Here is a 24,498-nt window from a genome sequence, read left to right on the forward strand (position 1 = left end):
GGGAGTTATGACAAAACGTAATAAAATTATTTACTGGATTGCTACCATTTGGCTGGCTTTAGGAATGCTCTCTACAGGGATAGTACAACTACTGAAAACAGAAGATGAAGTAACCAAGATAACCCAATTAGGCTATCCGGTTTATATTCTCACCATTTTAGGGATATGGAAAATTTTGGGTGTAGTGGTAATACTCCTGCCTAAAATACCAGTTATTAAGGAATGGGCTTATGCGGGGTTCTTTTTTACCATGACGGGGGCAGTGGTGTCTCATTTAGTATCAGGCAGCCCGGCGGGAGAATTATTCGGTCCCATATTATTGATAGTGCTTACCACGATCTCATGGTATTTCAGACCTGAATCAAGAAAAACAAACCAACTAACAACGATAAATAATGAGTAGTAAAAATCAATTATCACACGACCAGTCGCAGGAACTATTAAAGGTACTCAAAACCCGTTTTGAGAAAAATATGACGAGGCATGAAGGGATAAGCTGGGATAAGCTGCAGGAAAAACTGGAAGCCAATCCTAATAAACTATGGTCACTAGATGCTATGGAAGAAACAGGAGGCGAGCCCGATGTTGTAGGGTTTGATGCCGAAACAGGCGAGTATGTTTTTTACGATTGTTCTCCCGAAAGCCCTAAACGCAGGAGTTTATGTTATGACCGTGCAGCTCTTGAATCGAGAAAAGAACATAAACCTAAAGACAGTGCTCTTGATGTTGCAGTGGCTATGGGTGTAGAGGTTTTAACCGAAGAACAATACAGGGAATTGCAAACGCTTGGTAAGTTTGATACTAAAACATCGAGTTGGGTTAAAACGCCCGATAGTATAAGGCAACTGGGCGGAGCTGTATTTTGTGACCGTCGTTATGATACGGTTTTCCTGTATCATAATGGTGCCGAATCGTATTATGCTGCAAGGGGCTTTAGGGCTTCGTTAAGGGTTTAATAACTTAGCATTGGCTTTATACTTTTTTTTGCCGAATTTTGATGTCGGATAATTAACCATTCCGCCAAAAGAAATAATATGCCTACAGACAAAAGCAAACAGCAGAAATCAGAATTACATCCCCGTAATAAAAACAGGGAGCGATATGATTTGGACGCGCTTAAAGACTGTACTCCTGAGCTGGCAGGTTATATTAAACCGAATAAGTTTGGAGATGAATCGGTTGATTTTTCCAACCCAAAGGCGGTAAAGCTGTTAAACAACGCCCTGCTTAATCATTATTATGGTATTGAGTATTGGGACTTCTCTGATAAAAACCTATGTCCTCCCATACCCGGGAGGGCAGATTATATTCACTACGTGGCCGATTTGCTTGCAGAAGGGAATAATGGTAACATCCCTGTGGGGGATGCTATTACCTGTCTTGATGTGGGAGTGGGAGCGAGCTGTATTTATCCTATACTTGGGGTAGCCGAATATGGCTGGAAGTTTATAGCCTGTGATGTTAGTGCCGAATCTATAACATCTTCAAAAAAGATAACTGAAGCTAACGATAAGCTCAAAGGAAATATAGAGTTTAGGCAACAGCAAAATCCCAAGCATATTTTTACGGGGATAATAAACAGTACCGATAAGATAGATGTAACACTGTGTAACCCTCCTTTTCATGCTTCGGCAGAGGATGCCCAAAAGGGAACCCTAAGGAAACTTAAAAACCTACAGGGGAAAAAGGTGAAGTCACCACAACTTAATTTTGCAGGTGTAAGCAACGAACTTATCTACGACGGAGGGGAATATAAGTTTATTGCCACCATGATTACCGAAAGTAAAAAAGTAGCCAATAACTGCCGTTGGTTTACTACGCTCGTTTCAAAAGAAGCTAACCTAAAAGGGGTTTATAAGGCGTTAAGCAATATAGGGGTAACCCAAACCCAAACCATTGCTATGGGCACAGGTAATAAAACTACGCGTATTGTAGCCTGGACGTTTTTAAGTGAAGGCGAACTGAAAAATTGGTAACGATGCTTAACTGGCTTTAGCCTCTTCACTTAAAAATACTTCTTCCTCGGGAGGGAAAATAGATTCGCCTTCAGAGAAATCAAGTATTTCGGCGGTAATCACATATTTAATAATTTCGTCAATACCTTTTTGAAGCATTAACGGGGTAGAATACTTACGGCTGGTAGCCAGCACGAGTCCGCCAATAGAGAGCCTGAAAAAATGTTTGCCCGATGGAGTAGCGTTTTTCCTGAAAGTAAACTTCTGGACATCTTCTGTTATTGCTTCTATTATCTTCTGGCAATCAGATTTTTGCTTACAGCCTATGCTGGTAAAAATCGTTTTTCCCTTTCTGGATGTGAAAACAAATTTATAATCTCCGTTGTTTCGTTTACTTATCACGAACATCCCCATATTTCCTGCAATAATTTTTTCTTAGACTTGTTTTTACGTGGCTCTTAATAGTACAAATCTAAATAAAATACAGGGTGGTTAAAAGGTGTGTTAACGAATATTTATCAAGAAAATGAGATACGGAAACCTAAACATTGGCTAAATATTTTTTAATCAGCAGGGTTATGAAACTAAAAAATCCGCCAATACTTAAAGTATCAAGCGGATTTTCCGTTGGACGAAAGTTGTTGTTTTAAACTATAGTCTTATAATTCCTGTAATGTAAGGATTTCCTTCAAGAGGTTGGAAAATTTCAACGATAGCTTCCCATACTACCTCTGCAGGTGGTATAGAGGCTGTACATTTAAAACGGTAGTTTGTACCGGCTACAACCTGTGTAGATACGCTTTGTGGAGTGTATTTTACACCTACAAAACCTTTCATTGCTTTATCAAATACTGCCTGATCTTGTGCAGTTAATGGATGAAAAGGAGTCCATCCTCCCACTAATGTTGCTTCTAATGAATTTTGAGTTGACATAATTTTAATAATTTTTTAGTTGGTTTTCTTACTCGTTAGGCTTTTCAGAAATAAATACCGCCCGTTTATTTAAGTGGTTATCTGTTCCACGTTTTTGTTTGTAAATCAATTGATTAGCTTTGCTAAGTTAGTAAGGTAAAAACATATATATCCGCGTAAAAATTACGGTTTTAAAAAATCCCGTAATTTTACTTAAGTGTGTTAAAAAGTGAAGGAGTTCTCTTAAACCCTTTTTTAACTGCCTAATTTTTAGTATAATTATTAGCCTAAACAGAGATTATGGAAAACTTAACCGCTGTAAGGCACTATTTGCATCAAAATCCTGAAATTTCGCAACAGGAATACAATACTCAAAAATACATACTCAGTTTACTTGAACCCTTAAAGCCCGACAGGCTTGAAAAGGTTGCTAATACAGGTGTTATTGCCTGTTTTTATGGTACTGTTCCCGGTAAGAATATTTTATTGAGAGCCGATACTGATGCGTTACCTATACAGGAAACCAATACCGATTTATCGTATAATTCTAAAACTGCCGGGGTATCACACAAATGCGGACACGATGGGCACACTACCATAATGTATGGTGTTGCCGGGTATTATGCCAAACAACGCCCACAGGCAGGCAATGTATACCTGCTGTTTCAGCCTGCTGAAGAAAACGGCTGGGGTGCCCGTAATGTAGCCGATGATTCTTTTTTTAAATCGCTTGATGTTGATATGGTGTTTGCTCTGCACAACCTGCCGGGATTCAAAAAGCATAAAATAGTATGTAAAACAGGGAGTTTTACATCGAGTGTGGTAAGCCTTGCCGCTTACTTTAAAGGGTATACTGCACATGCCGCCGAACCCTGGAATGGTAAAAATCCGGCAGCTGCCATGAGTAGCTTTATGCTACAAACCCTTGAACTTAATATGGAAAACAAACCCGAATATATAACTATCACCCCGGTATATATGGAGATGGGGGAGAAGGCTTATGGTGTTTCGGCAGGAGAAGGGTCAGTGCATTTAACCATAAGAGCCGATAATAACCAAAGGCTTAACGATACCATTACCAAAGCTAAAAACATAGCAACTAATCTTGCTCAGCAGGAAGGGTTACAGGTAACTTTTGAAATGATTGAACCTTTTGAGTCTAATCAAAATCATCCTGATGCAGTCGCTATAATCCATAAGGCTGCCAGTGAGAATCAACTGGAATATGAAAACCTTAATGAAGGTTTCCGTTTTGGAGAAGACTTCGGGGTGTTTACTAACCTGTTTCCCGGAGCAATGTTTGGTGTTGGGTCGGGCGAAAACTGCAAACCGCTTCACCATCCCGAATATGATTATCCGGATGAGATAACCGAAACCGGAATTAAAATGTTTATTGAAATACAGAGAAAAGCACAATAATTATGATGAAATCCACCCATATTAAACTAAGCAAAGATGCTTTAAAGAGTAATTGGGATTTTTTAAGGGAATATTTTAAAGATAAAAAATTAAGCGCCGTTGTAAAAGGCAATGCTTACGGTCACGGTATTGAGGAATATGTGACCATGGCCGAACAATGTGGTGTAAATCATTTTTCGGTTTTTAATGCCGAAGAGGCTTTGCGCGTACAGCAAACAGTAGCTGAAAATACAACCATTATGATAATGGGGGCTATAGAAGATGAAGATCTTGCATGGGCTATTGAGAACGATATTCAGTTTTATGTTTTTAATATGGAACGGCTGCATGCAGCCATAAAAGCTGCGGCCACTACAGGTAAAAAAGCACTGGTACATATTGAAATGGAAACAGGTATGTATCGTATGGGGTTTGAGCAATCCATGATCCCTGAATTAGCAGATATATTTAAGAATAATACCGATACACTCATATTTCAGGGGTTATGCATGCACTTTGCCGGAGCCGAAAGTATTACGAATTACTTCCGTGTTAAAAAGCAGAAAATCAATTTTAAAAGGGCTCTAAAACAGTTTAAAAGCTTAAATCTCGAACCTAATATGATTCATACCTGCTGTAGTGCGGCAGCTGTTCGCCTGCCCGATATGCATTATGATATGTTACGCATAGGTATTATGCAGTATGGTTTTTGGCCCAGTCCTGAAATTTTAATAGAATACCTTAATAAATATAAAACGGTACAGTCTCCGTTAAGGCGAATTATCAGTTGGGAAAGTAAAATAATGAGTTTAAAGCTTGTACCTCCCGGAGAGTTTATAGGTTATGGTTCATCTTATTTTGCGCATCAGGAAATACATGTGGCTGTGGTGCCTGTAGGTTATGCCCATGGTTTTAGCCGAAGTCTCAGTAATACCGGTCATGTTCTTATTAATGAAATGAGGGCTCCTGTTGTAGGAACGGTAAACATGAACTGTGTAGTGGTTGACGTAACCAATATCCCTAATGTACAGATAAACGATAAGGTAACTTTAATAGGAGAACAGGGTGATCAGGAAATTACGGTGGCTTCGTTTGGGGAGTTAAGTAGCCAGCTAAATTATGAACTATTAACCAGGCTGCCTATGGATATACCCCGCTTAATTATTTAGGTAACACATCATATTAGTTTACGTTTTATTAATAGTGGTAACATTTATTTAGTGTTATAGTCATCTTGACATAATGTAAGGCTAACGCTTACGTTAAATGGGACTTTTAGTTTTGCGCCCAACAAACACAAAGATTAAATCAATGAAACAACTATTACTATTAATCACGGCTTTTGTGCTGAGTGTATCTGCTTATGCTCAAAAGAACGGGGTAATCTCGGGAAAGATTACCGATCAGGATGAAAATTTCTCACTTCCCGGTGCTACAGTTAGACTTAGCGAAGGAAATAAATACACAGTATCTGACCAAATAGGTGATTTTGAATTTCTTAATGTACCTGCAGGTACTTATACTGTAGAGGTGTTGTATTTAGGATACCAAACCCAGTCACAACAGGTTGTTGTGGAAGAGGGTAAAAACGCAACCGTAAACTTTGTATTGGTTAGCGGATCTGAAACACTTAACGAAATTGTTGTTGTGGGTGACGCTCTAAGAGGTCAGGCAAGAGCAATCAATCAGCAAAAAAACAACAGTAACATTACTAATGTTATTTCAAGTGACCAGGTAGGTCGTTTTCCTGATTCAAACATTGGTGATGCATTAAAGCGTGTACCGGGTATCACTATGCAAAATGACCAGGGTGAAGCACGTAACATCATTATCCGTGGTTTGGCTCCGTCACTTAACTCGGTAACACTTAACGGTGACAGGATTCCTTCTGCCGAAGGTGATAACCGTAATGTACAGATGGACCTTATACCGTCTGATATGATTTCTACTATTCAGGTAAACAAAACCCTTACGCCGGATATGGATGCCGATGCAATTGGTGGTTCGGTAAACCTTGTTACACGTGCTACACCAAACGGTGAAAGAATCTCTGCTACACTGGCAGGTGGTTATGGACCGATAAGGGATAAAGGTATTTATACTGCCGGACTTGTTTACGGTAACCGCTACTTTGATAACAAACTTGGTGTTGTTCTTAGCGGATCGTACAACAATAACGATTTTGGTAGTGACAACATTGAGGCCGACTGGACTCAGGATGATTTCGGGAACGTATATGTAAAAGAGCAACAAATAAGGAAGTATGATGTACAACGTATACGTCGTAGTGGGTCGTTTGCTATAGACTATAAGTTTAACGATTACAATACTATTTTTGCCAGCGGTATTTACAACTGGAGAGATGACCGTGAAAACCGTTTCAGAACTACTTATGATGATATCGATCCGTTATACAACGGTGAGCAAATTGTAGGTTATACAGGTGCTGTAAAAAGAGAAACTAAAGGTGGTATAGATAACAACCGTAACAAAAACAGAAGACTTGAAGACCAACGTGTACAAAACTACTCTTTAAGAGGTGAGCACCTTTTAAGCCCTAAACTTGATTTAGACTGGGGTGTAAACTATGCAACAGCAAGAGAGTTTCGTCCTAACGAGCGTTACATTGAATTTGAGCAGGAAGACCTTCCTTTTGGTGTAGATCTTTCAAACATGAAAAAACCTTATGTAACTACTACAGGTGAAGATCCTTCATTAATGGAATTTAGCGAACTTACAGAAAACCGTGACTATACTAAAGAAAGCGAGTTTGGTGCTAAAGTGAACATCCGTTTCCCGTTCTCTGTTATTGAGGGGCAAAAAGGACGTTTAAGAACAGGTTTACGTTTACGTTTAAAAGATAAAACAAGAGAAAATAACTTCTTTACATACGAGCCACAGGGTGACTTAACTCTTGCAGATGTTGCTACAAGCTACTGGGGTGGTGACGGATTCAATCCGGGAAGCCAGTATGTGCCGGGTATATATGCTTCTGCAGCATACCTTGGTGGGTTAGACCTTAACAACCCTGCTCTTTACGACAGCGAATCAGATCCTTCTGAATTCCTTGCTGTAAACTACGAAGCAAAAGAGAATATTTTTGCAGGTTATGTAAGGTGGGATCAGGATTTCAACAGTAAATTATCTATGATAATTGGTGCCCGTATCGAAAATACACACATTGACTATACAGGTAACAGAGTACTTGACGAAGAAGAACTTGAAGGTAAAATAGAGAACACAAACTTTTACACTAACATACTTCCAAGTGTTACATTTAAATATAACGCTACCGAGGATTTTGTAATCAGGGCTGCATTCACTACAGCTTTAGCAAGACCTAACTACTATGCTCTTGCACCATACATTAACAACATCGCTTCAGATACTGAAATTATAGCAGGTAATCCTGATCTTGATGCTACTTACTCATACAACTTTGACTTAATGGCAGAGAACTACTTTAAGTCGGTAGGTTTAGTGTCAGGAGGTGTTTTCTACAAAAATCTTCAGGATTTTATTTACACGTACAGCAACAACCAGTATACTTCAGATAATTTTGCTAATGATTTCCCTGGACAGGTTAACCCTGTGCCGGTAGGAGAGCAGTGGACATTTATCCAGTCAAGAAACGGTGATAATGTAGATGTGTACGGTTTTGAGGTGGCTTTCCAGAGACAGCTTGATTTCCTTCCGGGCTTCCTTAGATACTTTGGTGTGTATGTTAACTATACTTACACTGATTCTAAAGCTAAAGGTATCTCTGATGAAGATGGTAACGAAAGAACAGATGTTACACTTCCGGGTACTGCACCTCACATGTTTAACGGATCACTTTCATGGGAAAACAGCTGGTTCTCTGCAAGAGCTTCTGCAAACTTTACTTCTGATTATCTTGACGAATTGGGTGCAGATGAGTTTAGCGACAGCTACTACGACAAGCAGTTTTTCCTTGACATTAACGCTTCATACAAGATTACTAAAAATCTTCGCATCTTTGCAGAGGCTAAAAATCTTACCAATCAGCCGTTACGTTACTACCAGGGCGTATCAAACAGGGTGAAGCAGTTAGAGTACTACGAAGGTCGTTACAACCTTGGTCTTAAATTTGACTTCTAATAAAAAATATAATTTTAATGAGCCGGCATTCATTTGCCGGCCTCATTAAAACAATGCTTATGAAAAAAATAGTTTTACTTATTGCGTGTTTTGCTTTCCTTAGTGCAGGCGCACAGGGATATTTAAAAGAAACCGAATCAGGTTATCAGGGAAAGTTTATCCCAAAGCTGCAACAGGAAGACGATGCGCTTCACTTTTTAGTACTGGGTGATTTTGGCCGCCATGGGCAATACCATCAAAAACCCGTAGCCGAACAAATGGGGGCTGCTGCCATAACGCTTGATATAGATTTTACCATCTCTGTAGGCGATAATTTTTACCCTAACGGGATAGTGAGCACACAGGATCCTCAGCTTCAAAATTCGTTTGAGGACATTTATACCAATACCAAGCTGTATGAAAACTGGTATGTGGCACTGGGTAACCACGATTACAACGGTAACATCCAGGCCCAGATAGATTATACAAAAGTGAGCCGTCGTTGGCAAATGCCCGATACGTATTACAGTGAAACTTTTAAATTAAAGGACGGCAGCAAACTGCTTATGGTGGTTATGGATACCAATCCGTTTATAGACGGTTACTATAAAAAGGATAATGATATGTATGAAAACATCATTAAGCAGGATACCACAGCCCAGAGAAAGTGGCTGGCTGAGACACTGGAAAAAACCGATGCTAAATGGAAAATAGTTGTAGGGCATCATCCGTTATATAGCGGAGGGAAAAGAAAAAACAGTGACGACACTAAAGCCTTTGAAAAGAAGTTTGCTTCTTTTTTTGATAAGTATAAAGTAGACGCTTATCTGTGCGGGCACGAGCACGACCTGCAGGTTGTAAAACCAAAAGGGCGTTATACTACTCAGTTCCTTTCGGGGGCAGGTAGTGAGGTAAGGCCAAGCGGGGAGCGTGAAGGAACCCTTTTTGCCGATAATCAGGCAGGGTTTATGTGCTTTTCTGTAACCGGTAAAAAGTTACTGGTGCAGTTAGTTAACGAGCACGGAGATATTATTTACACAACAGAAATGAATAAAAAATGATAAAGAATATAACACTTGCAGCAGCTATTGGATTTACACTTGTTTCCTGCGGAGATAAACTGGCCCCGGTAAGGGAAGATGCCGTTAAGCCTGCTGTAGTAACACAACCTACACCACACGATACCGATGATCCTTCCATATGGATTAATCCGGAAGATGCTTCTAAAAGCTATATAGTAGGTACAGATAAGGATACCGATGGCGGACTGTATATGTATGACCTTGAAGGTAAAATCGTGAAAAAGTCGGTTACCCTTAAAAGGCCAAACAATGTGGATATCGCATACGGACTTATGGTAGGCGATAAAAAGACAGATGTAGCTGTAACAACCGAAAGGGAAACAAACAAGATAAGGATATTTAGTCTGCCGGAACTTGAACCGATTGATAATGGCGGTATCGAAGTTTTTGAAGGCGAAACAGAGCGCGACCCAATGGGAGTTTCGCTTTATACTCAAACGAAAGACAGCGTAACGGCTATTTATGCTATAGTAGGCAGAAAAAGCGGTCCTTCGGGAAGTTACCTGTGGCAGTATCGTTTAAACGGTAACGATAACGGTACTGTAACGGCAAACGTTGTAAGGAAGTTTGGTAACTACAGCGGGAACAAAGAGATTGAAGCTATAGCTGTAGATAATGAACTTGGAGTTCTTTATTACTGCGACGAAGGTGTAGGTATAAGAAAATACAGTGCCAGTCCTGAGGGCGGAAATGACGAACTTGCCTTTTTTGGTAAAGAAGGTTTTAAACGTGACCACGAAGGTATTGCCATATACAAGGCTACCGATTCTACCGGATATATACTGGTATCAAATCAGCAGGCTAATACGTTTATGGTATACCCGCGTGAAGGTGTTAATGGTAACCCTAACGAATACAAACTACTGGCAGAGGTGCCAACCTCAACTATAGAGTGTGACGGAGCTGATGCTACCAGTGTTAACCTGGGAGGTAAATTTCCTAAAGGTATGTTTGTTGCTATGAGCAACGGTATGACTTTCCACTATTACGATTGGAACACTATCCAAAAGGTAATAGACGAAAATAAAAAACAGTAAGACAGATAAAATGTGAGACTATCTGAATCTTACTAAACAAAAAGGCCCAATGTGAGAGGGCCTTTTTTTGTACCCTAAAGTGAAGGGTTGTAAAAACAAATTCTAAGTGAAAGGGCAGGAATACTAAGTCAGCCGTTGGGTTTACTATTCCTTGCACTTTTCTCATTATGTGGTTTGGTAATTTAGCCTTGAGAGAAGAAAATTATTACAATCTGCAATATGAAAAACAGAAAGATATTAATCGTTTCAGGTGTTATTTTGCTGGTGCTGGCTGCGGCCTATTACTTCTATTTCGGTTTTTTGTACAAAGAGGCAAGAGATATAACCGCCGAAGCACCAGCCTATACCCTAACAGCCCCCGATATTGTGGAGGAATACCAAACTAATGCTGCCACGGCAGATTCAATGTACCTCAATAAAACCATTGTGGTTATAGGAAACGTAAATGATAATGACAGCATTTCGGTTTCCCTTGAGCCAGGTGTGTATTGCAGCTTTGATGTGCCTGCAAAAAATATTATTCCGGGCAAAAACATTAAGATAAAGGGGCGATGCATAGGCTTTGACGAACTTTTTGGGGAGGTAAAGCTGGATCAGTGTACAATTAATCAATAATACAGATGAAGAATTTTTTAGGCTTGCTGTTTTGCCTTACAGTGGTGTTTTCTGCTTCAGCACAGGACGATTTACTTGCCGAGATCGACTCGGTTTCCACGCAGGATTATGCCACACCTGCTTTTAAAGGATTACAGGTTGTAACCCTGCAATCAACAAAAATACCTGCCGCACAGGAATTTTACTTTGTGGTGTCCCACAGGTTTGGTTCGGTTAAAGGCGGTATTTCCGAATTTTTCGGGATGGATATGGCTACCACAAAAATAGGTGGTGCTTATGGTATAAACGAATGGCTTTCGGTTAGCGCTTCACGCCATACCCTTTTAAAGGTGTATGAAACGGCTGTAAAGTACAGGCTTGCTAATCAGGCAACCGGAGCTCCGGTAACGGTTATTGGCTACAATACCATAGAGATCAATACCTTTTTGGAAAAGGAAGATTATCCTAAAATTGAGTTTGGTGACAGGCTAACCTATATAAGTCAGTTACTGGTGTCACGAAAAATATCCGACAGGCTTTCGCTTGAAATGGTGCCTATGTATATCCATAAAAACCTGTACAATCCTGATGTGGAAAACGACGACCAGTTTTCACTGGGAGCAGGGGGAAGGCTTAAGCTAACCAAAAGACTTTCGCTTAATATGGAATATGTGTACAATTTTGATAAGCCTGATTTCTACCAGAATCCGCTGTCGGTTGGGTTGGATCTGGAAACAGGCGGACACATTTTCCAACTGTTGTTTACCAACTCGCAGGCCATGACCGAAGGGGGTTATGTGACTACTGCGGCAGGCGATTGGGGTAAGGGAGATTTTTTCTTCGGGTTTAATTTATACAGGGTTTTTTAATATGAAGAAAGCAATTTTATATACAGGTTTATTAGCGTTGTTTTTTGTATCGTGTGATTCCAATACTTATGAGGATATAAGCGAAGAACAAAACATAGTAGGTACTGTTACCTATACGGCTAATGTGAAAACAATTATAGATAATAACTGTTTGTCCTGCCATGCTCCCGGAGGTGTGGCTTCTTTCAGGCCATTACTTACCTATGCACAGGTTAAGGATGCGGTAGAGAATCACGATTTATTGGGACGCATACAGCTACAAAACGGACAGCAGCAACTTATGCCGCAAACCGGCAGGATGCCACAGGCAAATATCAATGTGATACTACAATGGAATACCGATGGTTTACTTGAAAATTAAATCACTATGAAAAAAAGAAATTTATACTTCATCCTGTTTTTTGTGGCTGCTATGGTACCCTTTGTTTCTCATGCGCAAAAGTTTGCCACTAAAACAGGGGATATAAAGTTTGAGGCTTCGGTTCCTTCGTTTGAGGAGGTAGCTGCCGAAAACAAAAATGTATCGGCTATACTTAATGCTGGTAACGGTGAACTTGCCGCACTGGCACTCATGAATGGTTTCCGTTTTAAGGTTGCCCTTATGGAAGAACATTTTAATGAGAGTTATGCCGAAACAGCAAAATATCCTAAGGCGGTTTTTAAAGGAAAGCTGGATGGGTTTTCGCTGAAAGCACTCTCGGAAAAACCGAAACAGTTTACCCTAACAGGTGAACTTACCCTGCACGGAAAAACCAAAAAAATTAATGATGTTGCTATGGTATCCGTTAAAGGGAGTACCATTACCGTAGCCGGTAATTTTATGGTAAAGCCTGCCGACTTTGATATTGATGTACCAAAAGTGGTAAGCAAAAAAATAGCCGATGAGGTACAGGTTACTTATACCTTTTTACTGGAGGAATAACCTTTAGCCTTCGGTTAACTGTTTTTAAGAACTGTTTAATTGTTAAAAACCATATCTTTATGCCCTAAAACGATCTTCATGAAAGTATTAGGGCTTTTTTTATGTCTGTTATGTATTGCTCCCGATAAAGAATTGGCAACGGTTAGACAACAGTATATTGATGCTGCTGTTTCTGCCGAAAGTGCCCTTGTGTTCCATGCTTCCCTGGAAGATTTGGATAACAGTCATGAAAACACTACCCTTTTGGCATACAAGGCGGCTTCTATCGTTTTGATGGCTAAATACGAAAAAGGTTTGTTCACTAAAACCCGTTACTTTAATAAAGGAACTGATTTACTGGAGGAGGTAATAGAAAAAGATGCCAAAAACTATGAGGCACGTCTGTTGCGTTTAAATATTCAGGATAATGTGCCGTGGATTACGGGTTATACCGGAGATATTAAAAAAGACAAGGCTTTCCTAATTGCCAATTATGCCACACAGCCTAATGACCTTAAAGTTTTTACCAAAAACTATGTAGTACAGTGTGATGCTTTTTCTGATAAGGAAAAGGCAGCCTTCAATTAAAAATAAGCTCTTAGCTGTACATTACCTGTATGGATGGCTTTGCTTGTTTCGCTTTTACGTCCCTGATAGTTTACGTTTACATCCAGAAACTGCGTAAGGTTTTTTTGAAGCAGTAATCGCCATGTAATATTTTTTCCGGCCTGTAAACCTTCCAGCATTTGGTAGGCTGCTGGTGTAAGTTCGTTACCGGTAAAATCGTTGTCATAAAGGGAGAATTCGCCGTTTATGGAAAACTGCCTGTCTGAAGCATAGGTAAACGATGTTCCCACACGTTGCTGGTACAGGCTTTCCATTTCGCCTATTTTATTCTCTTTGCTTCGGTATTCATAGAAAAGATCCCAACTGGCATTTTTAGAAAAGATGTACGATACTTTAGGTAATAATGCAAATCCACCTATTTCGTAGTTCCTGCTGCTGTAATTTTCAGAGTAGGTGTCAGACTGCAGGGTTTGTGCCGAAAAGCCCAACAGCCATAGTTTTTGTATTAAATGGGCATATTGTAACTGATGCGAACTGTTTTTGCTTTCCTGAGAGCCCGCATTAAGCAGGGTACGCGCCCTGTTTTTTAAATAGGTATAAGTAACGGAATGGTGCTGTTTCCCCCGATTATAAAACAAACTATTCCTAAAACTGGAATTAAGTCCCAGTAATCCGTCTTCACTATTGTCAAACGGGTTAAGATCAAAAGCTCCCGGTTTACGTTCTATTTTACGGTCAATTAAAAACGAGGTCTGGTTATAAAAATAGGATAACAGTTTTTTAAAACCCTTTTCGTTTTGCCACTGGTTGGCATTCAGGGTAACCGACTGCGAAAACTTATTTTGGTGGGTGCGTATGTATACCTGGTTAGGGAGGTATACCCTAACATATTTTGCCTGATCGGGGAAGGGAGCAACCTCAAACTCTTCCAGCTGCTGTATGCCATCGTTGTTATAATCGTTCCAGGTGTAGGTTCCCTGTCCGGGTTCAACTTCCAGATAGGTAAACTCCTGTTGCGGTATGGTACCCGATGTAGTTTCGTAAGCAGTGGTAACCTGTATTAACTGGTCAAAATACCTGTCGTTGTACAAAAGCCTTGAGTTAAGGGATTGTTCGTTTTTTATAGCGGGATCGGTAAACTTAAGGTTTCTGTAATTTACAAAAAGGCTCAGGTCGCTTTTTTCGGTTTTCATTAATCGCGACTTCACGTAGTACGATCGGGAGGTGTTTACCTTGTCAAGAATACCGTTTACAACACTATCGTTAGCCCTTTGCAGGTAGCCCAGCTCCACGTAAACTTTAGTGCTGTCACCACGCCCTACAAAAGCTCCGAATTCATTAAAACGCTGACTTAAAGCTGATAACTGCCCCGTTTCCTTAAGGCGCTCCCTGTTGTCTTCAACCCGTACCGTACCACCTATCCAGTTTTTACCAAAATGGTATTTGGCAAGGGCTTCATTTCTTACGAATTCTGATGCGGCATAATCGCTGTCACTATCCAGCCAGCTACCCTGGTTTTGTATCAGGAAGTTATTAAAGGTAAAACGTCCGTTAACTACGTGGCGCGTTCCTGTAAAACTGCCCGAAAAATCCAGTTGTTCCAGCTGGTAGTTAAACTGCCCTTTTTGAGGTAGCCTGAATGTGGTTCCGGTTGTAAGGTAGCTTTGGTTACCGTTTGTAGTGGTAATACCGTTAAGGTTCCAGTCTCGGTTAAATTCTATATTGAACAAGCGCTCTATGGTACGGAAATCCTTTTGGATAAACTGATAGTTGGCAAAGGCATCCAGTTCCCACTTACCGGTATACAGGCGTTGTTTGGCATCTATTTTTGCAGCATAACCGTTGTTGTCATCATTGTCAAGTGACGAATACATGTTGAGGTCGTTATTGCTCATACCCGCCTCAAAATCGATGAGTGTTTTTTCACTTGGGTTGTATTTACCCAACACGGTAGCAATTTGTATTTTCTGCGGAGCCGTAAGTCGGATAACAGGCTCGTAGTCTCCCTGTGGTATACCATTAATGGGAGGTACATACTCAAAAATTCGTCCCACAGCTGCCGAACTTGCCAGTATGTAATTACCCGTATTAGCACCAAGGTAAGTGAAGCGTACATTGTACAGCTCGTCGTCAGGGTTGTTGGAGTATTCAAAAACCTCAAGACCGTTAATAAGGGTTTTGCGGTATAATATCTTGTTTTCTGAATAAGTATCCACATAAGCCGATGGGGCAATCATCTGGTCGGTGTTGTCTCCTGCCTGTTTTAGTATTTCTACCTGTTCTTCGGTAAGGTTTTGTTGCAGGGGTTGGTTTTTAATATCGTTTTCAGAATATACAAATCCGCCAATGCTCCATTTTTCCTCCTCGTGGGTAATACCGCCGTAGGTAAGTAGCCTGGTATAGCTTTGTACAGTGTACTGGTATTCCACATTAATACGCATTTCACTTGTTATGGGGAATAGTGAGGTGAATATTATTTCACCTGCATTATAGTCAATAATGTAATCGTTGTTTTCGCCACGTTCCAATAGTATTCCGTTTACAAAAACCCTTTCAGATCCCGATATTACCAGTATGTACAACTCATCATTAGGTCCTCGTAACTTATACGGACCCTGATTACCTTCCTGTCCGGTAAAAGTGCTTCGGGCATATTGCCCCCTTACCAGTGCAGCTGCGGCAAAAATGGTAGTTTTAGAATCGTCATCCCCAAAAGAGAAGTTGGTAGATATACCCTGAACTTTTTTATTGAAGTTAAGAAAGCGGGACTGCCTGTTCTCCAGGAAAAGATCACCTGCGCGTATGCTCCAGTTATCGCTGAAAAGCTCTATAAAAATCTGGTCAAACTCATCCAGTTTTTGGGAGTAACCGCCTTCCTGTAGCGGTATGTTACTGTCCTGTATGGAAGCACGAAGGCTTACTTTGTTAGAGAGTTTTCCGGTAATTTGTAAATCAAGGTTGGAGTTTACCACTGCATTTTGGTTGTTACCTACGGTTATACCACGTGTTATACTACCCGATGTGTTTAGTCCGTCAAACGGTTTAAAGGTGTTGAGCGGGTCGCGTGTTACACGGTACAGGTTTTGGGTTCCGGTGGCATTGTTGTCTACCACGCGGGAATCGTCATAAATACTGTATTTTTTGGTAAGATATTCAGGGTAGCTCAGGTAACGCATAAACAGGGTGTCCTGCGGAGTATACCCGTTTTTAAAAACCAGTGTGCTGTGTTTAAAATCTACATGGTATAAGGTGGTGTCAATGTCTTTTCCGTTCCTGTCCTTTAGGGTAAAAAAGGCGTTGTTAATGCTAACGCTGTCTATCTGTATGGTGTCGGTTACGGAAGCGATTTTTCGGTTTTTAAACAGGCCGTTTGTTTCCTGACCGTAAACCGCGGAAACCAAACACAATAATACCATTAAAAACCTATATCTCAGCATCACAAGAGTATAACTCTAAAAAAGCAAAAGTAGTGTATTTACAGGGAAGATTTAAGGAGACATAGGGACTTTGATTTATTCAAGTATTTTTTGGATTATAGATTCAACATCTGTTGTGTTTCCGATTTTGAAACTTGAATTTATCCACTCGTCTCTACTCATTTCATTAAAAACATCAATATTATTTTTGGTTTTGAAGTTTACTTTCAACGGTTCAATAACATTGTTTTTTATTTCTTCTTTTACATCATTGTAATCTTCAATTTTAAACTCAGGAGGTAGCTTTTTATCTCCCAATAATCTTTGTATAGCATCCTTTGAATAGTAATTTTCTATTTCTCTTTTGTGTAAAATTAATAGTTCACCTCCTGATTTTTCAATTTCCTCTTTGAGTTTTGATTTGTTTTTAACTTTTGCTTCATAATCAATAGCTCCTTTGTCTGAATCTAAGATAAAAAGGAATTTTCGGTTTATTTTTTTGCATAGAGTTGCATTTACATAAAAATCAACTTGATCTCCGCCGCAAGGAATAAATAATATGTCATCAGGTAACGTTCCTGTAATTTTTGTAAAAGCAATATTCCAAAATTGAATATCACCACTGCCTTCGACAAATACAGCTTTTCTGTAATTTTCATTTAATAAGTTGTAATTAGGGCGTATTCCTAATTCAGAGATAACTACATCAAGTATATGGTTTTCATTTTCAAAATTGAAGTATTTAGATATTTCATTTTCTTTTTTTACAACAATAATATTTGAGCTTTTAGTTGCTCCAGCGAATATAGGTGAATGAGTTGTTATAAAGAATTGGCTATCGTCAGATAAGCTGATTATTGAATCTAATAAGTCATGCTGTAACTCAGGGTGGAGGAATGTTTCTGGTTCTTCAATTCCAAAAATTTGGTATTGTTTTGTTTTTTTTTTGTGCCAAGTATTCGAAATACGCAACCATTAATAATCTTTTAAAGCCTGTGCCTTTATTTGAGATAGGGATTTCATAGCTGTCAGAATTGAACTTTAATGATAAATCAAACTTGACTAAATTATTCCAGTTACAATTGACAGATGGTTTTATAAGTTCTAAATCAGGGACATTTTTTTGCATGAGTTGTGTGATTATTGTAAACTCTTTTTCTAAATCTGATTGAACTCTTCTTTCCAGTTTTGTAGTAAGTCTTTTATTGTCGTCTAATGATTTGTTAGCAATGGGTTTAAATTGATTTTGGAAGTTTGTTGACCCTATATTTAGATCTTGTTCGGCATCAAAAAGAGAAAATTCAGGTAGTTCAAAATAATCAAGCTTTTTTATATTTTTTATGTATTCTTCAGCGGGATATGTTTTTAAAGCGCGTCCAAGATTTTTAGTGTTATTGTCAATTTGTTCTATTTTTGATAGATTAGTTACTCCTCTTCCTGATTTAGAGAATTCTAAGCCTAATATACTCATGAATGAATTTATTTCTGACTCTTTGTTCCCCCAGCAATTATTCACTGTTTCGTCATTTATATCATAGCAGGTATAGTAAAATTCTTTTAATAGTCGTGCAGAAGTACTGTAATGAAATATTTTTGTCAATGAGACTTTTTGGTCATTATCTAGAGCTAAAGGATGAGTGTTTGGGTTAGGTGTGAATCTAATATTTATTTCTGTTTTTTCAGATTCATGTTTTCCTTGAAAAATATCATTAGGATTAAATTTTTCATTAAAAAAAGCGTCAAGAGCTTTTAATATAGATGATTTTCCAGAGTCATTTTTTCCAACGAATGAATTTATATCTCCAACTTTTAAGTTCGTTAAAGACTTTATTCCTCTAAAATTTTTTATAGTGATATCATAAATTTGCATAAGGTATGGTTTTCAAGTTTTGTTAAAAATAATATTTTTTATTTATTAATGTTTTTAACCTAGCATTACAACCATCAAATATTAAATTTTCCTAAAACTTTGACAATGTTAAAGCTGTAAGTTTTATCTTTAAAGTAAAACTTACAATTTATGACTTCAGGTAAACGAATACTATACACCGGTACTGTTTTCATAGTAGGTATTTATTTTTTAACCGCAGGGCTTATAAAAGCTAAACCCCTGCTGGCCCCCTTGCTTACGGCGGTGATACTGGCACTGCTTATGCTACCCGTTGCCCGAAAACTGGAATCGTGGAAAATAAACCGTATGCTGTCGTCACTCATCAATACCGTTTTGTTGTTTTTGGTAAGTGTAGGTTTTGTAGCACTTATCTCAATACAGATACAGAGTTTTGTGGCCGACTGGGATAAAGCAAGGCAGAAAATAATGCCTCAGATTGAAAAACTGGAAGACTACATTTATGAGAAAACACCCATTAGTCCCGAAGATATAGCCAAACAACAAAATGAGGCTACAGGGAATATGGGAAAGCAGGCCATTAGTTTTATAAACGGAATGTACTCCTTTAGCGGGGATTACTTGCTTACGTTTATTTATGTTTTCTTTTTACTGAACTACCGTAAAAAATTCAGGCAGTTTTTTGTAAAACTCTTTAAAAAGCAAAACAAAGATGATGTGGATGACGTACTGAGCCAGGCGGTAAAAATTACCCAGGGCTACCTGTATGGTAAATTTATACTCATGATATTTTTAACCATACTCTACGCTTTGGGTATGGCAGCCTTTGGGGTTAGTAACTTTATCATTATTAGTGTTCTGGCAGCCTTGCTTTCTATAATTCCGTATATAGGGAATATTATAGGTTTCCTTATTGCGATTGGGTTAGGGTATGTTGCCGATGGAGATACCACAGCCCTAATAGGTATTATGGTTACCTTCTCTGTTGCGCAGTTTGTAGAGTCATACCTGTTTGAACCTTATGTAGTGGGCGATAACGTAAACCTAGATCCATTTATTACGATTATTGCAGTTGTGGTAGGGAACATGTTGTGGGGAATTATAGGGATGATACTCTCTATACCTGTGCTGGGAATAATAAATGTAATATTTATGCATGTAAAACCTTTAAAGCCTTACAGCTTTTTACTGGGTAACGGAGATGATAAGCGAAAAAGTAAAATTATAAAGCAGCATAAATAAACTATCCGTAAACTTTTGCATCTTTGTATAAATAACCCATTCATGCTATGCGAATAATCTGTTTTTATCTGTTATTGTTTTTTACTCTTCCATTACTGGCACAAACTAATGAAACAGATAAGGCTGCTGTACAGTCGGATAGCCTGCTTACTCCCGATCCTTTATACAGGGAAGATCAGTTTTATGCTTCGGTATCTTATAACCTTATTCATGGTAAAGCCGACAGGTATTCGCAGAACTCATTCTCAACCGGACTTACAGTTGGTTTTTTAAGGGATATTCCGCTTAATGAGGCAAGAAACAGGGCGGTGGCTATAGGTTTAGGATATTCGTATACAAACATAAAACACAACCTAAAAGTATCTGAAGTTACAGAAAGGGATATTACCAGCAGGACATATGAGGTTGTAGGGGATAGTGATTTTTCAAAAAACAAGCTGGTGCTTCATTACTTAGAGTTACCTATAGAACTGAGGTGGAGAAACTCTACAATGTACAGTCATAAATTCTGGAGAATATATACTGGGTTTAAAGTGAGTTATCTGTTAAACGATCGTTCCCAGTTTGAAAGTGACGAAGGAACAGTAAGAATACAGCATAACCCCGATGTGAATAAATGGATTTCTACAGCCTATGTTTCGGCAGGGTGGAATACCTGGAACTTTTATGCAGCATACTCATTTACTCCAATCTATAAAAATGCTTATACCAAACAGGGTGAAGAATTAAAGCTGAGTTCCTTTAATATTGGGCTAATGTTTTATATATTGTAAGTATGAAAGAGGCTTTAAGAAAACATATCGAGGAGGTAGTTCCTTTAACAGACGAGCAGTTTGATATTGTGTTTTCTTACTTCAGGCCTAAAAAACTCCAAAAGAAAGATTTTCTGGTAAAGCAGGGCGATAGTGTAAACTGCGAGTATTTTGTGGTTAGCGGACTCGTAAAAGCTTTTTATACTGATGATGAGGGTAAAGACCATATCATGCAGTTTGCTATGGAAAACTGGTGGGTGACTGATTATCAGGCATTGCTCCATAAAACTCCGGCACAGCTGGATATAGACTGTCTTGAGGATACTAAATTGCTTTGTATTACTCTTGAGGATAAGGATAAGCTTTGTGCGGCGCTCCATAAAATGGAGTACTTTTTCAGAAAAAAATCAAACTCGGGTTATGTCGCCTTACAAAGACGTATTCTCTCATTGCTTAATAACGATGCTAAAGAGCGTTATGAGCAGTTTATGAGTTTATACCCATCACTGTATCAAAGAGTGTCTAAAACGCTTATAGCGGCTTATCTGGGTGTGACGCGCGAAACTTTAAGCAGGCTCGCATAATTCCTTTAAACATAAAAATGTGATGTATGTCCTGTGTAGTGCAAATGCGGGACAGTAAATTTGTAGTGTCAATTAATTAAATAGTACTATGAAAAAAGCACTTTTTAAAACCGCTTTTGTGGTTTTAGCACTTTCGTTTGCATCGTGTAAGGAAACAGAGAAAAAAGAAGAGGCAGATGCCCAACCACAGGAAGAAACCCAACAAGCAGAGAAAACCGAGAAAAAGATTTTGTTTGTTGTAACCAGTCACGATAAAAAAGGTGATACCGGTAAACCTACTGGGTATTATCTTGCCGAAGTAGCACATCCGTGGGAGGTGTTACACGAAGCAGGTTATACAATTGATTTTGTTAGCCCAAAAGGAGGGAAGGCTCCGGTAGATGGCTTTGACCTGAATGATGAGGTGAATAAGAAGTTTTGGGAAGACGAAGAATACCATGCTAAAATTGAAAATACAATGACACCGTCTCAGGTTAACCCAAAAGAGTATGAGGCTATTTATTATGCAGGTGGTCATGGTGCTATGTGGGACTTACCGGAGAATGAAGAACTGGCTAAAATTGCGGCTCAGGTATATGAAGGTGGCGGAATTGTAGGTGCTGTGTGTCACGGTCCTGCCGGACTGGTAAATATTAAACTGTCAGACGGTTCATATCTTGTGAATGGTAAAAAGGTAAACGGATTCACTAATGAGGAAGAAAAAGCAGTAGGTCTTGAAACGGTGGTTCCGTTCTTGTTGGAAAGCAAACTGATTGAACGTGGCGGGCAGTTTGAGAAATCAGGAATGTGGGAGCCTCACGTTACTGTAGATAACAGGCTTATTACAGGTCAAAATCCGCAATCAGCAAAAGGAGTTGGGGAAGCGATACTAAAAGAGCTTAACTAAATTATATAAAGGAATTCTATAAGGCGGACTGTAAAGTCCGCTTTTTTTATAGCCACCAGTGCCATAAAGCTATTTGTGGTATAATGCCTATAAGTAGTCCCTGTAGTAATTCGTTTGGTGTATGTGCTTTTAAGAATAGTCTTGAAGAGGCGGTGAACCCTGTGCATAGTATAAAGAAAGCAATGATGTAATTAAGGCTAAGATGAAAATGCAGGGACAGGCTTATCAAAAAAACGGTAAGCGCACTAACGCCCATTATATGCAGGCTGGACTTTTGATTAAACAATATCATTACAATTGCCAACACTGTACTGATAAGGTAGCCTGCAAAATAATAATACAGCTCTGGGATAGTGGTATTGCCAAATCCCTGATAGAGCATTATGCCTAACAGTAACGCCTGTATTATGAGCGGGATTTTACGTTCCTTTTTGTCCAGCTTCATGGTAGAGTGTACCAGTCCCAGTGAATGAAGGAGGTAATATATGGATATGGGTAGGAGTACGGTAAGGATAAGCACCTGTACACTTACCAGTATAATTTCATAGCTGTAAAAATACTGATGGGCAAATAAAAAATATAACAGCGCAGCATACACCGATACAAACAACGGATGGAATATATAGGAGAAAGCCGGCAGTATTTTCTTCATATTAAATCCTCTTTCTCATTCTTGCTACCGGAATATCCAGTTGTTCCCTATATTTTGCAATGGTTCTTCGGGCTATAGGGTAGCCTTTTTCTTTTAGTATTTCGGCAAGCTTGTCATCCGGTAAAGGTTTTCTCTTATCCTCTTCGTCTATAACGTTTTGAAGTATTTTCTTGATTTCAATGGTAGATACATCTTCTCCCTGATCATTTTTCATAGCTTCAGAGAAGAATTCCTTAATCAGCTTGGTGCCATAAGGTGTTTCTACATACTTGCTGTTTGCTACACGGGAAACGGTAGAGATGTCCAGTCCTACCATATCGGCAATATCCTTAAGGATCATCGGTTTCAGTTTGGTTTCATCACCGTCAAGAAAATATTCTTCCTGATAATGCATAATGGCATTCATGGTAACAAAAAGTGTTTCCTGGCGCTGTTTGATAGCATCGATGAACCACTTTGCCGAATCCAGTTTCTGTTTAATAAACTGTACCGCATCCTTTTGCTGATTAGACCTGTCTTTAGATTCCTTGTAGCTTTGCAGCATTTCCTGATAATCTTTAGACACGTGCAGTTCCGGAGCATTTCTTCCGTTAAGGGAAAGTTCCAGTTCGCCATCTACAATTCTTATGGAGAAATCAGGAACAACATGTTCCACAACTTTAGAGTTACTGTCGTAGGCCCCACCCGGTTTAGGGTTTAGTTTTTCTATTTCGTCTATAGCTTTTCTAAGCTGATCCTGACTGATGTCATACTTCTGTAACAGTTTGTCGTAATGCTTTTTAGTAAAGGCATCAAACTGATTTTCCAGTATATCTATGGCCAGGTCAATAGACTCTGTAGGGGTTTTGTGTTTAAGTTGTAATAGTAGGCACTCCTGCAGGTCACGTGCGCCAACTCCTGCCGGTTCCAGCTGGTGTATAATGTGCAGTATGTTTTCTACAGTTTGGTCATCTGTGTAAATACCCTGTGTAAAGGCCATGTCGTCCACAATATCGGCAACACTCCTGCGAATGTATCCGGTATCGTCTATACTACCCACTAAAAACTCGGCAATATCCCTCTCGTTATCACTTAGTATAAAAGTGTTAAGCTGGTCGCTAAGGCTTTGGTGGAAACTAACAGGCGCGGCATAAGGCATGGTGCGCTCTTCGTCGTCGTCACTGTAGTTGTTGGTTTGTAGTTTATAGTTGGGTATTTCGTCGTCACTAAGGTATTCGTCTATGTTAATGTCGTCGGCTTCTATCCTTTCGTTATCATAGTCGTCATAATCATCGTACTCGTCATTGCCAAACTCGTCGGTCTCATATTGGTCTTCCTTGCCTGTTTCCAATGCAGGATTCTCCACCATTTCTTCTTTAAGGCGTTGCTCAAATGCCTGCGTTGGCAATTGTATCAGCTTCATCAGCTGAATTTGCTGTGGCGATAATTTTTGTGATAATTTTAATTGTAAATTCTGTTTGAGCATAATGAAAACATAGAGTTTTATGAATTATAAAAGTACAAAAAAGCCCTTTTACAACGCTATGTTTTTAGAAAAAATTATAATTGAAATAAAAAAAGGTATAATTTTTGATGTTAGCACATATGTCTTACATATCTTATTAATACGTTGAGTCGTCCTAAAATAGGTTGACAATTTTTACAATAAAATTTATATTAACCAGTCAGTATTTGCTGACTGGTTTTTTCATGTATAAAATTAGG

22 protein-coding genes and 1 pseudogene are annotated in these 24,498 nt (G+C 39.1%); 17 read left to right on the top strand and 6 right to left on the bottom strand.

Translation table 11 applies throughout. From position 1 onward, the window contains the following. The first annotated feature begins 7 nt into the window (after positions 1-7). The 3 genes from GN157_RS01090 to rlmF all read left to right on the top strand — a co-directional run bounded on the left by GN157_RS01090 (position 8) and on the right by rlmF (position 1,976). On the top strand, positions 8-403 hold the full coding sequence (locus GN157_RS01090) for a DoxX family protein (RefSeq protein ID WP_157481298.1): 396 nt from the start codon (positions 8-10) through the stop codon (positions 401-403). Next, entirely contained in the window at positions 396-956 is a 561-nt protein-coding gene (locus GN157_RS01095) for a DUF4256 domain-containing protein (RefSeq protein WP_157481299.1), read from the top strand. The genes GN157_RS01090 and GN157_RS01095 overlap by 8 nt, the downstream gene beginning before the upstream one ends. A gap of 78 nt (positions 957-1,034) precedes the next feature. Next, entirely contained in the window at positions 1,035-1,976 is a 942-nt protein-coding gene (gene rlmF / locus GN157_RS01100; RefSeq protein WP_157481300.1) for a 23S rRNA (adenine(1618)-N(6))-methyltransferase RlmF, read from the top strand. A 6-nt stretch (positions 1,977-1,982) separates the two neighbouring features. Here the strand turns inward: rlmF and GN157_RS01105 are convergent, their stop codons facing one another. Together GN157_RS01105 and GN157_RS01110 are read right to left on the bottom strand one after the other, a co-directional pair. Next, positions 1,983-2,369 (bottom strand): YegP family protein, encoded by a 387-nt coding sequence (locus GN157_RS01105; protein ID WP_157481301.1) that lies wholly within the window; start codon positions 2,367-2,369, stop codon positions 1,983-1,985. Between the two features lie 237 nt (positions 2,370-2,606). Further along, complete coding sequence (locus GN157_RS01110) at positions 2,607-2,888, bottom strand: hypothetical protein (RefSeq protein WP_157481302.1); 282 nt, start codon at positions 2,886-2,888, stop codon at positions 2,607-2,609. 279 nt (positions 2,889-3,167) lie between these two features. Here GN157_RS01110 and GN157_RS01115 point away from each other — a divergent pair, with 279 nt between their 5' ends. The 10 genes from GN157_RS01115 (at position 3,168) to GN157_RS01160 (ending at position 13,434) form a co-directional block, all read left to right on the top strand. Continuing rightward, entirely contained in the window at positions 3,168-4,286 is a 1,119-nt protein-coding gene (locus GN157_RS01115) for an amidohydrolase (protein ID WP_157481303.1), read from the top strand. A gap of 2 nt (positions 4,287-4,288) precedes the next feature. Continuing rightward, positions 4,289-5,434 (top strand): alanine racemase, encoded by a 1,146-nt coding sequence (gene alr / locus GN157_RS01120; protein WP_157481304.1) that lies wholly within the window; start codon positions 4,289-4,291, stop codon positions 5,432-5,434. 142 nt (positions 5,435-5,576) lie between these two features. Further along, positions 5,577-8,384, top strand: a complete 2,808-nt coding sequence (locus tag GN157_RS01125) for a TonB-dependent receptor (RefSeq protein WP_157481305.1) — start codon at positions 5,577-5,579, stop codon at positions 8,382-8,384. Between the two features lie 59 nt (positions 8,385-8,443). Next, entirely contained in the window at positions 8,444-9,424 is a 981-nt protein-coding gene (locus GN157_RS01130; RefSeq protein ID WP_157481306.1) for a metallophosphoesterase, read from the top strand. Further along, a complete protein-coding gene (locus tag GN157_RS01135; RefSeq protein WP_157481307.1) occupies positions 9,421-10,482 on the top strand; it encodes a phytase in 1,062 nt (353 codons plus the stop codon). The genes GN157_RS01130 and GN157_RS01135 overlap by 4 nt, the downstream gene beginning before the upstream one ends. Positions 10,483-10,701: 219 nt before the next feature. Continuing rightward, positions 10,702-11,097 carry an OB-fold protein gene (locus GN157_RS01140; RefSeq protein WP_157481308.1) on the top strand — a complete coding sequence of 132 codons (396 nt, stop codon included), beginning with the start codon at positions 10,702-10,704 and terminating at the stop codon, positions 11,095-11,097. A 5-nt stretch (positions 11,098-11,102) separates the two neighbouring features. Beyond that, positions 11,103-11,945: a DUF5777 family beta-barrel protein gene (locus GN157_RS01145; RefSeq protein WP_157481309.1), complete on the top strand. Its 843-nt coding sequence runs from the start codon at positions 11,103-11,105 to the stop codon at positions 11,943-11,945. A gap of 1 nt (position 11,946) precedes the next feature. After that, the gene (locus GN157_RS01150) at positions 11,947-12,306 is read left to right on the top strand and encodes a cytochrome c (RefSeq protein WP_157481310.1); all 360 of its coding nucleotides are present in this window, start codon (positions 11,947-11,949) and stop codon (positions 12,304-12,306) included. A gap of 6 nt (positions 12,307-12,312) precedes the next feature. Beyond that, a complete protein-coding gene (locus GN157_RS01155; RefSeq protein ID WP_157481311.1) occupies positions 12,313-12,867 on the top strand; it encodes a YceI family protein in 555 nt (184 codons plus the stop codon). A gap of 78 nt (positions 12,868-12,945) precedes the next feature. Beyond that, complete coding sequence (locus GN157_RS01160; RefSeq protein ID WP_157481312.1) at positions 12,946-13,434, top strand: hypothetical protein; 489 nt, start codon at positions 12,946-12,948, stop codon at positions 13,432-13,434. On the opposite strand, the gene GN157_RS01165 is transcribed toward GN157_RS01160, so the two are convergent. Together GN157_RS01165 and GN157_RS18055 are read right to left on the bottom strand one after the other, a co-directional pair. Further along, entirely contained in the window at positions 13,431-16,850 is a 3,420-nt protein-coding gene (locus GN157_RS01165) for a hypothetical protein (protein WP_157481313.1), read from the bottom strand. The genes GN157_RS01160 and GN157_RS01165 overlap by 4 nt on opposite strands. 75 nt (positions 16,851-16,925) lie before the next feature. Beyond that, positions 16,926-18,699: pseudogene (locus GN157_RS18055) on the bottom strand (ATP-dependent nuclease). Positions 18,700-18,849: 150 nt separating this feature from the next. Between GN157_RS18055 and GN157_RS01180 the strand changes: the two are divergent. From GN157_RS01180 to GN157_RS01195, 4 genes are all read left to right on the top strand, one after another. Further along, positions 18,850-19,920, top strand: a complete 1,071-nt coding sequence (locus tag GN157_RS01180; protein WP_157481316.1) for an AI-2E family transporter — start codon at positions 18,850-18,852, stop codon at positions 19,918-19,920. A 47-nt stretch (positions 19,921-19,967) separates the two neighbouring features. Beyond that, positions 19,968-20,693: a porin family protein gene (locus tag GN157_RS01185; protein WP_157481317.1), complete on the top strand. Its 726-nt coding sequence runs from the start codon at positions 19,968-19,970 to the stop codon at positions 20,691-20,693. A gap of 2 nt (positions 20,694-20,695) precedes the next feature. After that, complete coding sequence (locus GN157_RS01190; RefSeq protein ID WP_157481318.1) at positions 20,696-21,256, top strand: Crp/Fnr family transcriptional regulator; 561 nt, start codon at positions 20,696-20,698, stop codon at positions 21,254-21,256. An 88-nt stretch (positions 21,257-21,344) separates the two neighbouring features. Beyond that, positions 21,345-22,142, top strand: coding sequence for a type 1 glutamine amidotransferase domain-containing protein (locus GN157_RS01195; RefSeq protein ID WP_157481319.1), 798 nt, complete (start codon positions 21,345-21,347; stop codon positions 22,140-22,142). A gap of 46 nt (positions 22,143-22,188) precedes the next feature. On the opposite strand, the gene GN157_RS01200 is transcribed toward GN157_RS01195, so the two are convergent. After that, entirely contained in the window at positions 22,189-22,794 is a 606-nt protein-coding gene (locus tag GN157_RS01200) for a hypothetical protein (RefSeq protein ID WP_157481320.1), read from the bottom strand. A gap of 1 nt (position 22,795) precedes the next feature. After that, positions 22,796-24,259 carry an RNA polymerase factor sigma-54 gene (gene rpoN, locus GN157_RS01205; RefSeq protein ID WP_157481321.1) on the bottom strand — a complete coding sequence of 488 codons (1,464 nt, stop codon included), beginning with the start codon at positions 24,257-24,259 and terminating at the stop codon, positions 22,796-22,798. Between the last annotated feature and the right edge of the window lie 239 nt (positions 24,260-24,498).

Source organism: Flavobacterium rakeshii, assembly GCF_009741375.1.
GTDB lineage: Bacteria > Bacteroidota > Bacteroidia > Flavobacteriales > Flavobacteriaceae > Flavobacterium > Flavobacterium rakeshii.